This is a genomic window from Nonomuraea sp. NPDC051941 (genome assembly GCF_044593615.1).
The window spans coordinates 235,707-248,377 of sequence record NZ_JBIUCF010000007.1 but is presented as its reverse complement, the minus strand read 5'-3'; the positions used below and the strand labels follow the sequence as shown (position 1 = coordinate 248,377).

Here is a 12,671-nt window from a genome sequence, read left to right as displayed (position 1 = left end):
GTTCGGGGGATCCCTCCCGGAACCGGCACGGGACACGCTTCCGGGTGCGCGTCCCGTTCCGAGCCGTCCGTCATCGGAGCGTCCGCTCTCTCCCTCCGCGGCCCAGAGAGCAGGCGTCCCCGTCTTCCCCGGCGTGATGTGACGGCGGGCGGTCCGGTCGGCGGTATTTTGGATCGAATCGGTCCAAAGCAGCCGACCGAACCGCTTCCGGAGGGGGATCTACCCAGTGTTACTGCTGGTGACAGCGTCGCAACCACCCGCTTCTCAGTTGGACTTCGAGAAGTTGACCCAGCAAATGGCTGGGAGCTGCGAGAACGACCCGGCGGGCATTTGCTCTACCCTTGTCGGGATGTTCCAGAATGCGACCTGGGCGCCCTTGGTGGCTAGTCTGATCACAATCGTCCTGATCCTCGTGCTCGCGATCGTGCTTCGCAAAGTCGCGCACCGGGTCATCACGAGAGTGGTCAACCGCGCGGCCACGGGTGGTTCGATAACCAGCAGGTTCCGCAAGAACGCGGTGCCCGACAGCATCGACGCGCTGCTGCACGAGCGCCGCAAGCAGCGCGCCGAGACCATGGGCTCGGTGCTCAAACACGTCGCCTCGATCGTCATCCTCGGCACCGCGGTGCTGACCGTGCTCGATCGGCTGACGATCCCGATCGCACCCCTGCTCACCAGCGTCGGCATCCTCGGCGTGGCCATCGGCTTCGGCGCCCAGGAACTGGTCAAGGACTTCATCGCGGGCATGTTCATGCTGCTCGAAGACCAGTACGGCGTGGGCGACGTGATCGACGCGGGCGCCGCGGTCGGCACGGTCGAAGCGGTGACCCTGCGCGTCACCAGGCTGCGCGACGTCGACGGCCGCGTCTGGTACGTCCGCAACGGCACCATCACCCGGGTCGGCAACGAGTCGCAGGGCTGGTCGCGGGCCTTCATGGACGTTCCGGTCGCCTACGACGCGGACATCGTGTCCGTCCGGGTGCTCCTGGAGCACGTGGCCGAGGAGATCTGGGCCGACGGCGAGTTCCGCGAGACCAAGATCGTGGAGCAGCCGCAGGTGTACGGCGTCGAGCAGATGTCCGACAGCTCGCTGGTGTTCCGCATCAGCGCCAAGACCCTGCCCTCGGCGCAGGCCGAGGTGTCCAGGGAGCTCAGGTTCCGGGTCAAGTCCGCACTCGACTCCGCCGGCATCCCCATGGTCGCCACCGCATAGGCTGAGAGCGTGAGTGAGACCTCCTTCTACGACGCCGTCGGGGGCGACGAGACCTTCCGGCGCCTCGTGCACCGTTTCTACGAGGGCGTCGCGGAAGACCCGTTGCTGCGGCCGCTCTACCCGGAGTCCGATTTCGAGGGCGCCGAAGAGCGGCTGCGGGGCTTCCTGATCCAGTACTGGGGCGGGCCCAACACCTACAGCCAGCAGCGCGGCCACCCGAGGCTGCGCATGCGGCACATGCCGTTCGTGATCGGCGAGCCGGAGCGGGACGCCTGGCTGCGGCACATGCGTGACGCGGTCGACTCGCTCGACCTGCCGGAAGAGCTGGAGACCAGGCTCTGGGACTATCTGGTCTACGCGGCCCACAGCCTGGTGAACTCCCCAACATAGCGGGCATGACACGCCACATGGATATCCCCTGGTGGCGTGATGCCATCGTCTACGAGATCTACGTTCGCAGCTTCGCCGACGCCTCGGGAGACGGCGTCGGCGATCTGGCCGGGGTGCGCGAGCGCCTGCCGTATCTTCGGCGGCTGGGGGTCGACGCCATCTGGCTGACGCCTTTCTACCCCTCCCCCATGGCCGACGGCGGCTATGACGTGGCGGACTACCGGGGTGTCGATCCGTTGTTCGGCACGCTGGCCGACTTCGAGTCGCTGGTCGCGCAGGCGCACGAGCACGGGTTGCGGGTGCTGGTCGACATCGTGCCCAACCACAGTTCCTCCGAGCATCCCTGGTTCCAGGCGGCGCTGCGGGGCGAGCGGCGCGACCGCTACATCTTCCGCGACACCACCAACAACTGGCAGTCCACGTTCGGCGGGCCCGCCTGGACGAAGGTGGCGGACGGGCAGTACTACCTGCACCTGTTCGCTCCCGGGCAGCCCGACTTCGACTGGCGCAATCCCGAGGTGCACGCCGAGTTCCTGGACATCCTGCGGTTCTGGCTGGACCGGGGTGTCGACGGGTTCCGCATCGACGTGGCCATGGGGCTCTACAAGGCCGAGGGACTGCCCAACGTGGGCGACCAGTCGTTCATGTCGGTCTCGCCGGTGTGGGGGCAGCCGGAGGTGCACGACGTCTACCGCGACTGGCGTCGGCTGCTGAACGGTTATCCGGGCGAGCGGATGGCCGTGGGCGAGGTGTGGACGGACAGCTCCGAGGACCTCGCCCGCTACGTACGCCCGGACGAGCTGCACCAGAGCTTCAACTTCGCCTGGCTGCAGGCGCCGTGGTCGCCGACGGCGTTCAAGAAGGTGATCGACGACACCCTGGCCGCCGTGCCGTTCGCCACGTGGGTGCTGTCCAACCACGACGTCGTACGCCACCGCACCCGCTACGGGACCGCCGACCCCGGCACGGGGCTCGCGCGGGCCAGGGCGGCGCTGCTGACGATGCTGGCCCTGCCCGGGTCCGCCTACCTCTACCAGGGCGAGGAGCTCGGGCTGCCCGAGGTGACCGACCTGCCCGACGAGGCCAGGCAGGACCCCGTCTTCTTCCAGTCCAAGGGCGAGCTGCCCGGGCGCGACGGGTGCCGGGTGCCGATCCCGTGGACGGTGGACCCGCCCTCCCACGGGTTCTCTCCCGGCGGGGTGGAACCGTGGCTGCCGCAGCCGGCCACGTTCGCGGAGCTGAGCGTGGAGAAGCAGGAAGGGGACGCCGGCTCGACGCTGGAGTTCTACCGCCGGGCCCTGGCCTGCCGCCGTGACCTGGTCGGATCAATTCCTTATACCTTGGAGTGGCTGGACTCACCCGAGGGTGTGCTTTTCTTCACCCGCGGCCCGCTGACCTGCGCCATCAACTGCGGACTCCGGCCGGTACACCTGCCCGAGCACGACACCGTGCTCCTGTCGAGCGGTCCGCTCAGGGGGGACCTGCTGCCGCCCGACACCGCGGTGTGGCTCCGGCACGAGTCATAGCCTCAGCGATCCCGCGAGTGTGGCTCCGGCGTTAGTCATGCCTTCGCGAGCGCTCGCCGCGGAAGGGAATGACGGGCAGCGAGAGCAGCGCGCACGCCAGGCCCCCCGCGAACCCCGCCCAGAACCCGGCGTGCTCGATCAGCACGCCGGCGAGCGGCGTGATGACGAGGGAGACGGTGTTCTGGACGGTGTTGTGGGTGGCCAGCACCCTGCCCGCCCAAGCGGGTCCGGCCAGCTCTCCGGCGGCGAGATAGGCGAGCCCGTTGCCGGCCACGGTCATCACCGCGGCGAGGGCGAGCATGACGGGTCCGAACTCGCCGCCGGTGATCGTGCCGACGACCAGCAGCACCAGCACGCCGAGGGTGGCGAGGGTGATGAGCAGCAGGGGCCGCATGCGCAGGCCGGTCCTGTCGGACCAGCGCCCGACCGCGATGCGCACCGCCGCCCCGCCGATCGCCGCCACCCCGAACAACTGCCCGGCCGCCACGCTGTCCCAGCCGTACAGGTGCACCAGGCAGGTCACGCCGTACGTGCTGACCACCATCTGGGGCACCACGTGCAGGGCGCTGGTCGCGTGCACCCGCCACAGCGCGGGCTGCCGGTACGGCGTGCCCGCCGGTGCGCTGCCCGGCGCGGAGATCGTACGCGGTGGCTCGGCCAGGAAGAGCGCGGCCAGCACGGCGGCCAGCAGGCTGACGGCGGCGCAGACGGCGAGCACGCCGGGCAGGCCGTGGGCCCGGGCGACCGGCGGAAGGACGAAGGCGCCGATGGCCATGCCGAGGGTGAAGGAGACCTGGCGCACGCCCATCGCGACGCCGCGTTCGGGCGGTTCGAACCAGCGCAGCACGATCCGCCCGCCGCCGACCAGCGCGGCCGAGCCCGCCGCGCCCGCCAGGGCCAGCAGCGCGATCACCGCCCAGGTCCGGTCGACGAACGCGACGGCGGCGAACAGCACGGCCGCCAGGCCCACTCCGGTGCCCAGGACCACGCGTTCGCCGTGCCGGTCGGCCAGCGCGCCCCAGGCGACCAGCGCGAACAGGATGCCGATGGCCGGGGCGTTCGCGATGATCCCCGCGACCGGCAACGAAACTTCGAAATGTCGCTGTATTTCGGGCAGGATCAGGGGCAGTCCGCCCAGGCCTAAGGTGACGCTGGTGTGCGCGTTCACGCCCAGCGCCAGCATCAACCACCGCTTCACGAGAAGCGTTTGAGATAGGCCAGTTCGCTCTCGGTGAGCCTGCGCGGTGCCGCCCGCTCGACGTCGTAGGCCGCGAGGACCGAAGTGGCGGTGACGTACACGTCGCTGTCGTCGAGGATCTCGTACTGAATCGTGAACCGCACCGACCTGATCTCGGTCACCCACGTCTCGACCCGCACCGGCTCGGCACGGAAGCCGAGGGGGCGGCGGTAGTCGATCTCGTGGCGGGTCACCACCAGCCCTTTGAACGGCTCCTCGCCCGCGTTGTACGGATCGATGTGGAACATGCCGAAGCGGGCGTCCTCGAGATAGTCGAGGAAGCGCACGTTGTTCACGTGATCCTGGGAGTCGATGTCGGCAAATCTCACCGTTCGGAGGTATATGTGCCGCTGGGCTTGGGAGCGTTCAACCACGTCAGCCACCGTACCCGCCCGGGTCAGGTGTCCTTGCGTCAGGTCTGTTCTCGTGGTCGGAGGTGTCGCACGAGCGGGCTGGTCAAAGGCCGCGCGATGATCGTCCCGGGGGCGGACATTGGGATCGAGCGCAGGCACGGGCACAGGCACAGGCACGGCGCAGGCACGGGCGCGGGCCCGGGCCGCGGGCGCAGGCACGGCACGGGCGCAGGCACGGGCTCAAGTCCACCGGACAAGGGGATCAGGCGCGGGCGCCCGCACCGGGAGCCGCCTCCTGCCGGGAGCGCGCGAACCACGCCCCCGGGTGACGGGGATATACGGCCACCACCCACCCTGACAGCTTCAATTACTCAACGTAACCATCGCCCGGGGCTGTCACCACCGGGCCCACTCAGCGCCCGACCCCCTCAGCGCCCGGTTTCCCCGCCACCTGACCGCCCATTACCCGTGTCGGGGGACCGTGGGCGTTCATGGGACGGCGATGCTGATGCGCCGGGGGCTGTAGGCGCTCCTGGAGCGGGCTCGGGTGATGCCGGTTTGGTTGGGCGGCAGTGGCACGGAGATGGCACACGATGGAACGCCTTTTCCTCAGAGGGCACACGACGTACCGGATGGTGCAAGGAGGAGAGGACGCGATGGCGAAGTTCATGGACGTGCACAGCGGGTTCGTGGGGGTCACGGAGGAGCAGTTGCGTGCGGCGCATGAGCGCGACCTGGCGATAGAGGAGTCCGAGGGCGTGCACTTCGAGCGCGCCTGGCTCGACCCCGAGTCGGGCAAGGTGTTCTGCCTGTCGTCCGGGCCGTCCAAGGAGGCGGTGCTGCGCGTACACGAGAAGGCCGGGCATCCCACGACGGAGATCTACGAGTTGCCGGTCGAGGTGGAGTAGGCGGATACAACAGTAGGGATGGGCGGCAGCCCGTCGCCCATTCCTACTAAATGATCTCGCGCTGAGTCTGTAGTGCTTTTAGGGGACTGGTCGGCCCTGCATGCCCATGCTCACCCTCGCCCGCATGCCGCCACGTTCACAGCCCTCAGGGAACACGGCGTGATTCGCATCGCGATGATCGATGACCACGAGCTCATCCGCCATGGCCTGGAGTACCTCCTTCCCCGCTTCGATGACCTCGAAGTCGTGCTCCAAGGCTCGGGGATCGGTGACCTGCGCGGCTCCGACCTGGATCACGACGTGCTGATCCTCGACCCGTACCTGTCCGCCGGCGACCGAGGTCAGGGAGCGGTCGGCGACCACCAGGGTCCTGGCCATCTCGGCCTCGGGTCGGCCCGCCGACGTGCCGGCCGCCATCCGCTCGAACGCCAACGGGTACGTCACCAAGGCCCCCCGCGGGCCTCATCGTGAACGCCGTGCGTACCGTTGCGTCCGGTGGCTTCTACCTGTCGGCCTGGCTGGCCGACATCCTGTCTGCAGAACGAGCTCGATTCCCCGACCTCCGAGGCGAGCCCGCCGCGTCTGTCGGCGCGAGAGATGGAGACGCTCGCGTAAGGGTTCCTCCGTGCAAGGCGATCGAGGAGGCGTGCCGGGCATCCATGCCTTCCCGCACCCGCCAGGCCGCGTGCAACGGCAGCCACTTGGCCGCCTCGATCTTCACCAGGGAGTCGGCGACCATCCACTGGATGGCCAGATCGTCTGCCCCATGGACTTGCGGATCTTGAGGTGAGCGAGAAGTCCGTCAGCCGCCTCCCCGACCATCACTGTTGCGCGGTGTCAAGAACCTGATTCTAGAATCGGCCAGGTCTATACTCTGCCGCGTGGCGCGTAAGTCCTCGTGGGAGTGGAGTCGTACGGCTCAGACCCGTAAAACCATGCTGCAGGCGGCTCGCGAGGTCTTCGGCGAGCACGGCTTCGCCGAGGCCAGCGTCTCCGAGGTGGTCGCCCGCGCCGGCTCCAGTGTCGGCAGCCTCTACCACCACTTCGGGGGCAAGACCGAGCTGTTCCTGGCCCTGTATGAAGACCACCAGGCAGCGCATGAGGAGGCGTCGGCCGCCAGTGTGGCCAAGGCCAAGAAGGCGGGCGTGGATGATCCCGTCGAGCTGCTGATCGCCGGGGCTCGCGCGTACCTCGCCGGGGCCTGGGACCGGCGCGATCTGGTGCGGCTCTTCATCGATGGGGACGGGCCGCCGGGGTTCGAGCTGATCCGCCGTACGCGGGGGCGGGAGTGGGTACGCCAGAATGCGGTGCTGCTGAGGGCCGGGGATGATCCACTCGATCGGTTCACCGTGGCCGTGCTGACCAGCATCATCGGTGAGGCTGCCCGCGAGGTCGCCACCTCGGACACAGAGGAGGAGGCGCAGGAGGTCATCGAGGCGGCGATGACCCTGATCCGGCGCCTCGACCCCCTCCAGGTCCTCGAAGAGGGGTGACCGGGACCTGGCGGTCGGCGCTCCGATCCGCACCTTGCTCCGACACGAGCCGGGAGCGAACGCGCCGAAGCGGGAAAGCCCTCCGGCTGCCTGCGCAGCCCCACTGGATTCTCCTCTCCCGCCTCGAACGGCTCCCCGCGAACTCCAAGCATCAAGGGCTGGGTACGCCGTTGCCATTCCACCCGCGGCCGGCCAGCACCTCCTCCAGCGTCGGCCGGACGTCGCCCGGCTCGTGCGGACCCGGCTGGGCCAGTTGGATCAGGACGCCGTGGGCCTCCTTGGGGTGCAGGAAGACCTCGCGCCAGCGGGGATCCGCCTGGTTGAGGCCGTGCAGGCGGTAGCCGCGGTCGGTCAGCAGGGCCACCGCGGCCGTCAGGTCGTCGACGTGGAAGTTCAGGTGGTGGACGCCGCCCCGCCCTCTGGTGAGCTCGAAGAAGCTGTCGAAGAACGTCGATCCGGCCAGGGGCTCCATGAGCTCGATCTTGCTGCCGTTCGCATATGTGAGCTGTAACGTGCGGAAACCGACGACCCGGTTGTCACCACCGCCGCCCAGGTGCCGGCCGCCGAGCAGGTCGAGGTAGATCGGCAAGAGGTCCCTGATCCGGGGAGCGGCCACGGCCGTGTGGTCGAAGGTGACTTCGAGGCCGTCGAGTTCAAGGTCCAACACACGACTCCTTACACCGGGCGATCCTAGAATCGGATTCTAGCCAGGGATGAACGTCTCACCCTTGACGACGGGCACACTGAGGAGCAACATCACAGAAATGAATTCTAGAGCAAGCTTCTAGAACGCTTGACGGGGGTCCAGCCCACAGAAAGGCAAGCCATGAGGCTGTCCTACGTCCGCGAGCTCGACGAGTACCCGACCGGCGCCCGCCGCATGAAGATCCTCACGATGGCCGTGCTGGCCATCCTCATCGGCTCCTACGAAGGGCAGATCGCCCCCGTCGTACCCCTCCTCCTCAAAGATCTACACATGTCGCTGGCCACGTACGGCGCAGTCTCGGGCGCCGCGGCGGTGGCCGGGGCGATCGCCTCCATCCTGGGCGGCAGACTCACCGACCGGCTCGGCCGGGTGCGGCTGCTCATCCCACTCATGGGCCTGACGGCCGTGTGCTGTTTCGCCATGACGCTCGTGCACAACCCGCGCGACCTGTTGATCGCCCGGATCGTGCTGGCCTTCGTGGACGGCGTGGCCATGGCCAGCACCGCACCGCTGATCAGGGACTTCTCACCGCGCCTGGGGCGGGCTCAGGCGTTCGGCTTCTGGACGTGGGGACCCGTCGGCGCGAACTTCCTGGCCGCGGCCATCGCCGGCTGGACCCTGCCGATCTTCAACGATTCGTGGCGCTCGCAGTTCGTCATCATGGGGTGCTTCTCGCTCGTCATTTCGGCGGTCATCGCATTCAACATCGCAGACCTGTCGCCCGAGCTGCGGGCCCGGATCCAGCACACCGAGCAGGCCGCGGCTCAGGTGGTGGATCTCGGGAGGCCGGCGCGCGTGCGCTCGCTCTTCGTCAGGCGGAACATCTGGGCGCACGTCATCGGCATCTCGCTGTGGCTGGTGCTCTACATCACGCTGTCGCTCTTCGGGCAGACGATGCTGGTCGATGCGCTCGGTATCAGCAGTGCTCAGGCTTCGACGATCATGGCGGCGTTCTGGAGTCTCAATCTGCTCACGCTGATCGTAACAGGCCGCCTGTCCGACCGGACCCAGCTGCGTAAGCCGTTCTCCCTCGGCGGAACCATCGCGGCCGTCCTCGTCACCGCCTACCTCGCCGTCTCCCTGGGCCAGGAAGACGTCTCGACCGGCACGCTCATGGTGGTCGGCGCGCTGCTCGGCGGCTCGCTCGGAGTGGCGTACGCGCCCTGGATGGCCAACTACTCGGAGGACGCCGAGGACGCCGACCCGCGGCTGCAGGGCACGGCGTGGGGGCTGTTCGGGTTCCTGACCAAGGCTATCGCGGTGGTCGGGCTGCTGGTCATCCCGCGAGTCGTCGCGGCGACGGACTGGCAGACGTGGCTGTTCGTGGCGTTGGGGTGTCTTGTCCTGTTCATCCCTGCGATCGTCATGTTCAACGGGCCGTGGCGCCGCCCCGCCCGCACGCCTGTCACAGTCGCCCTCGGGGAGGCCGAAGGATGACCGAACTGCCCGACGTCGCCGGCTCCGACCTGCGCGGGATCCGCCACCTCGACATCGACGACGTGCTCGCGTACGTGCACCGCGACCTCAAGCGGCTGCCCGACTACACCGAGCTGTACAAGCGTTACCTGCGCCAGCGGTGGGACGTCTACGAACTGGACTTCTCGCAGGACATCGTCGACTGGCGCGAGCGCATGTCGCAGGAGGAACGGGACGCGTTCGTCGGGATCTCCGCCGGGTTCCACCATGGGGAGCGGCAGGTGGAGGTGGAGCTGCCGGTGTTCATGCTGGGCGGCTCCGAGGAGTCCAAGATCTACATGTCCAGCCAGATCGAGGACGAGGCCCGGCACACGGTGTTCTTCGACCGTTTCTACCGCGAAGTGGTCGGCATGCCGGGCGACTCGGTGCGGGATGTGCTGGACGCGTCGTTCGAGCACGTGTCGGAGACGTTCGTGGGGCCGTTCGGGCTGCTCGCCTACCAGGCCGACGAACTGCGGAAGGACCCCGAAGACCCCGCTGCCCGGGTGCGCTACGGCACGACGTACTTCCTGTGGATCGAGGGCGTGCTCGCTCTTTCCGTCATGAAGATCACGCTCACGTACTGCCGGGAGCGGGGGTTCCTGCCCGGCTACTACACCGGCTTCACGGCCACGTGCCGGGACGAGGCCAGGCACGTGCAGTTCGGGATGCGGTTTCTGCGCGACTCGGTGCAGGAGGATCCGCGGCTGCTGCTCCAGATCCACGAGACGCTTCGTACGATCCTCGCCATGAACAGCGCCACCAGCCGCAGGCTCGCCCTCGAGTCTCTGGGCTGGTCGCCGGAGGAGGTCAGGCGCCTCATGATCCGCCAGCTCCACATGAAGCTGGTGGACGTGGGCATCGCGCTCCCTCCGGACATCCAGGACATGGTCGCCCGCATCGAACCAGAGCTCGCCGGAGGCTGACGCATGCGCTTCTTCACCCCGGAATGGGCCGAAGCCGCCCGCGCCGCCGTGGACACGGGGCCTCCACAAGAGGGCAAACTGCCGTCGTACTGGAGCTGGATCGACCGCGCCCGTGCCGGCTACACGGCCACGTGGGCGCTGGGCGTACGAGAGACGGGGGCTTATCTGGTCCTGACCTGGAAAGACGGCAAGTGCGCCGAGGCGGCGATCACCTCCGACCCGGCGGCCGCCGACTATGTGTTGGCGGCCTTGGAGGCGACGTGGCGGGAGCTGCGGGAGGGAGCCGATCCCGGACGGGTGGTGATGTATCGGGGGTTACGCCTGGAACGCGGGGATGTGCTGGCGTTCTTCCGGGTCATCTACTTCTTCGTGGAATCTCTCGCCGCCCTGTCCCAGGTCCCCGTCGAGCCCTGAACGAACACTGCGGCCGATCGGCGCTGTCTCCTGCCCGGCGCGTCCATCACGTCACCGGGCCCCCATCCGCCACCGAGCTGACCGTCGGCCGCGGGCTGATCACCAGCCCCGACACCCGCCCGCCACCGAGTTGACCGCCGGCCCCGGCACCCCTCAGCCACCGAGCTGATCGCCGGCTCCGACACCCGTCAGCCACCGAGCTGATCGCCGAGCCCGGCATCCGTACGCCGCCCGACGATCCCGGCACCCGTCCACCATCCGGCCGGTCGACGGTCCCGGCGACCGGCCATGTGCGTCAGGCAATGTCACTCGCGCCCCGCCGTACACGAAGGGGGTTCCCTCCGGGACGGCGGGGCGCGTGCGCATCAGCTCAGTCGCGGTGGAGCTTCCGGTAGGTGACGCGGTGCGGGCGGGCGGCGTCGGCGCCCAGCCGCTCGATCTTGTTCTTCTCGTAGTCGGCGAAGTTGCCCTCGAACCAGAACCAGTTCGAGCCTTCCTCCCACGCGAGGATGTGGGTGGCGATGCGGTCGAGGAACCACCGGTCGTGCGAGGTGATCACCGCGCAGCCCGGGAAGTCGAGCAGCGCGTTCTCCAGCGACGACAGCGTCTCCGTGTCGAGGTCGTTGGTGGGCTCGTCGAGCAGCAGGACGTTGCCGCCCTGCTTGAGGGTGAGCGCGAGGTTGAGCCGGTTGCGCTCGCCGCCCGACAGCACCCCCGCCTTCTTCTGCTGGTCAGGCCCCTTGAACCCGAACGCTGCGATGTACGCCCTGGACGGCATCTCCACGTTGCCGACCTTGATGTGGTCGAGCCCGTCGGAGACGACCTCCCAGACGTTCTTGTTCGGGTCGATGCCGCCGCGGCTCTGGTCGGCGTACGAGATCTTGACCGTGTCGCCGACGGTGATCGAGCCGGTGTCAGGCGTCTCGCTACCGGTGATCATGCGGAACAGCGTGGTCTTGCCGACGCCGTTGGGGCCGATGATGCCGACGATGCCGTTACGCGGCAGGTCGAACGTCAGCCCTTCCATCAGCAGCCGATCGCCGAAGCCCTTCGTCAGCACGTCGGACTTGATCACCGTGGTGCCCAGACGCGGGCCCGGCGGGATCTGGATCTCGTCGAAGTCCAGCTTGCGGAACTTGTCCGCCTCAGCCGCCATCTCCTCGTACCGCTGGAGTCGGGCCTTGCTCTTGGTCTGGCGGGCCTTCGGGTTGGACCGAACCCACTCGAGCTCGTCCTCCAGGCGCTTCTTCCGCTTGACATCCTTCTGCCCCTCGACCTTGAGGCGCTGCGCCTTGGCCTCCAGGTAGGTGGAGTAGTTGCCCTCGTACGCGTACGCGCGGCCGCGGTCGAGCTCCAGGATCCAGTTTGCGACGTTGTCGAGGAAGTAGCGGTCGTGGGTGACGGCCAGCACCGTGCCGGCGTACTTCTCCAGGTGCTGCTCCAGCCACTGCACGCTCTCGGCGTCGAGGTGGTTGGTGGGCTCGTCGAGCAGCAGCAGGTCGGGGGCCTCAAGGAGCAGCTTGCACAGCGCGACCCGGCGACGCTCACCACCGGACAGCTTCGTCACCTCGGCGTCGGGCGGCGGGCAGCGCAGCGCGTCCATGGCCTGCTCGAGCTGACTGTCGAGGTCCCACGCGTTGCGGTGCTCGAGCTGGTCCTGGAGCTTGCCCATCTCCTCCAGCAGTTCGTCGCTGTAGTCGGTGGCCATCTGCTCGGCGATCTCGTTGTAGCGCTGGAGCATCGCCATCGTCTCGGCGACGCCCTCCTGCACATTGCCGAGAACGGTTTTCTCCTCGTTGAGCGGCGGCTCCTGCTGGAGCATGCCCACCGTGAAGCCCGGCATCAGCTTGGCATCACCGTTGGACGGCTGCTCCAGGCCCGCCATCATCCGGAGCAGCGTCGACTTCCCGGTGCCGTTCGGGCCGAGAACGCCGATCTTGGCTCCGGGCAGGAACGACAGCGTGACGTCGTCAAGGACAACCTTGTCGCCGTGCGCCTTGCGCACGCGCTGCAGGGTATAGATGTACTCCGGCATGCCCTCTAGCTTAGG

At 68.2% G+C, this 12,671-nt stretch carries 13 protein-coding genes and 1 pseudogene; 8 read left to right on the top strand and 6 right to left on the bottom strand.

What is annotated here, in order from left to right:
• The first annotated feature begins 379 nt into the window (after nt 1–379).
• From ACIHFD_RS15395 to ACIHFD_RS15385, 3 genes are read left to right on the top strand one after another with little or no spacing between them, the layout of a single operon-like run.
• Nucleotides 380–1,213, top strand: coding sequence for a mechanosensitive ion channel family protein (locus ACIHFD_RS15395; protein WP_397367414.1), 834 nt, complete (start codon nt 380–382; stop codon nt 1,211–1,213).
• 9 nt (nt 1,214–1,222) lie between these two features.
• Nucleotides 1,223–1,603, top strand: coding sequence for a globin (locus ACIHFD_RS15390; RefSeq protein ID WP_185067323.1), 381 nt, complete (start codon nt 1,223–1,225; stop codon nt 1,601–1,603).
• Between the two features lie 5 nt (nt 1,604–1,608).
• Entirely contained in the window at nt 1,609–3,129 is a 1,521-nt protein-coding gene (locus ACIHFD_RS15385; RefSeq protein ID WP_397367413.1) for a glycoside hydrolase family 13 protein, read from the top strand.
• A 31-nt stretch (nt 3,130–3,160) separates the two neighbouring features.
• Here ACIHFD_RS15385 and ACIHFD_RS15380 read toward each other — a convergent pair whose 3' ends face one another.
• Nucleotides 3,161–4,327 carry an MFS transporter gene (locus ACIHFD_RS15380; RefSeq protein WP_350731587.1) on the bottom strand — a complete coding sequence of 389 codons (1,167 nt, stop codon included), beginning with the start codon at nt 4,325–4,327 and terminating at the stop codon, nt 3,161–3,163.
• On the bottom strand, nt 4,324–4,695 hold the full coding sequence (locus ACIHFD_RS15375) for a thioesterase family protein (protein ID WP_350731589.1): 372 nt from the start codon (nt 4,693–4,695) through the stop codon (nt 4,324–4,326). Before ACIHFD_RS15375 ends, ACIHFD_RS15380 begins: the two co-directional genes overlap by 4 nt.
• Before the next feature lie 680 nt (nt 4,696–5,375).
• On the opposite strand from ACIHFD_RS15375, the gene ACIHFD_RS15370 reads away from it, so the two are divergent.
• Entirely contained in the window at nt 5,376–5,627 is a 252-nt protein-coding gene (locus ACIHFD_RS15370; protein ID WP_350731592.1) for an SCO4226 family nickel-binding protein, read from the top strand.
• Between the two features lie 78 nt (nt 5,628–5,705).
• Here ACIHFD_RS15370 and ACIHFD_RS15365 read toward each other — a convergent pair whose 3' ends face one another.
• Complete coding sequence (locus ACIHFD_RS15365; protein ID WP_397367411.1) at nt 5,706–6,071, bottom strand: hypothetical protein; 366 nt, start codon at nt 6,069–6,071, stop codon at nt 5,706–5,708.
• A gap of 175 nt (nt 6,072–6,246) precedes the next feature.
• A pseudogene (locus ACIHFD_RS15360) lies at nt 6,247–6,390 on the bottom strand (acyl-CoA dehydrogenase); the annotation flags it as partial.
• 118 nt (nt 6,391–6,508) lie between these two features.
• On the opposite strand from ACIHFD_RS15360, the gene ACIHFD_RS15355 reads away from it, so the two are divergent.
• A complete protein-coding gene (locus tag ACIHFD_RS15355; RefSeq protein WP_355200166.1) occupies nt 6,509–7,120 on the top strand; it encodes a TetR/AcrR family transcriptional regulator in 612 nt (203 codons plus the stop codon).
• A 151-nt stretch (nt 7,121–7,271) separates the two neighbouring features.
• On the opposite strand, the gene ACIHFD_RS15350 is transcribed toward ACIHFD_RS15355, so the two are convergent.
• A complete protein-coding gene (locus ACIHFD_RS15350) occupies nt 7,272–7,784 on the bottom strand; it encodes a VOC family protein (protein ID WP_397367410.1) in 513 nt (170 codons plus the stop codon).
• A gap of 162 nt (nt 7,785–7,946) precedes the next feature.
• Between ACIHFD_RS15350 and ACIHFD_RS15345 the strand changes: the two genes are divergently transcribed.
• Genes ACIHFD_RS15345 through ACIHFD_RS15335 form a run of 3 tightly spaced genes read left to right on the top strand, consistent with a single transcriptional unit; the run spans nt 7,947 to nt 10,621 of the window.
• Nucleotides 7,947–9,263 carry an MFS transporter gene (locus ACIHFD_RS15345; RefSeq protein ID WP_355200164.1) on the top strand — a complete coding sequence of 439 codons (1,317 nt, stop codon included), beginning with the start codon at nt 7,947–7,949 and terminating at the stop codon, nt 9,261–9,263.
• On the top strand, nt 9,260–10,207 hold the full coding sequence (locus ACIHFD_RS15340; protein ID WP_397367409.1) for a ribonucleotide-diphosphate reductase subunit beta: 948 nt from the start codon (nt 9,260–9,262) through the stop codon (nt 10,205–10,207). The genes ACIHFD_RS15345 and ACIHFD_RS15340 overlap by 4 nt, the downstream gene beginning before the upstream one ends.
• A 3-nt stretch (nt 10,208–10,210) precedes the next feature.
• Nucleotides 10,211–10,621, top strand: a complete 411-nt coding sequence (locus tag ACIHFD_RS15335) for a hypothetical protein (protein ID WP_397367407.1) — start codon at nt 10,211–10,213, stop codon at nt 10,619–10,621.
• A gap of 370 nt (nt 10,622–10,991) precedes the next feature.
• On the opposite strand, the gene ettA is transcribed toward ACIHFD_RS15335, so the two are convergent.
• On the bottom strand, nt 10,992–12,656 hold the full coding sequence (gene ettA / locus ACIHFD_RS15330) for an energy-dependent translational throttle protein EttA (RefSeq protein ID WP_363980788.1): 1,665 nt from the start codon (nt 12,654–12,656) through the stop codon (nt 10,992–10,994).
• Nucleotides 12,657–12,671: the final 15 nt, after the last annotated feature.

Bases quoted from the DNA above. Each gene is read 5' to 3' on its own strand.
- ACIHFD_RS15385 (WP_397367413.1), top strand. From the start codon at position 1,609: ATGACACGCCACATGGATATCCCCTGGTGGCGTGATGCCATCGTCTAC.
- ACIHFD_RS15370 (WP_350731592.1), top strand. From the start codon at position 5,376: ATGGCGAAGTTCATGGACGTGCACAGCGGGTTCGTGGGGGTCACGGAG.
- ACIHFD_RS15345 (WP_355200164.1), top strand. From the start codon at position 7,947: ATGAGGCTGTCCTACGTCCGCGAGCTCGACGAGTACCCGACCGGCGCC.
- ACIHFD_RS15340 (WP_397367409.1), top strand. From the start codon at position 9,260: ATGACCGAACTGCCCGACGTCGCCGGCTCCGACCTGCGCGGGATCCGC.
- ACIHFD_RS15335 (WP_397367407.1), top strand. From the start codon at position 10,211: ATGCGCTTCTTCACCCCGGAATGGGCCGAAGCCGCCCGCGCCGCCGTG.
- ettA (WP_363980788.1), bottom strand. From the start codon at position 12,656: ATGCCGGAGTACATCTATACCCTGCAGCGCGTGCGCAAGGCGCACGGC.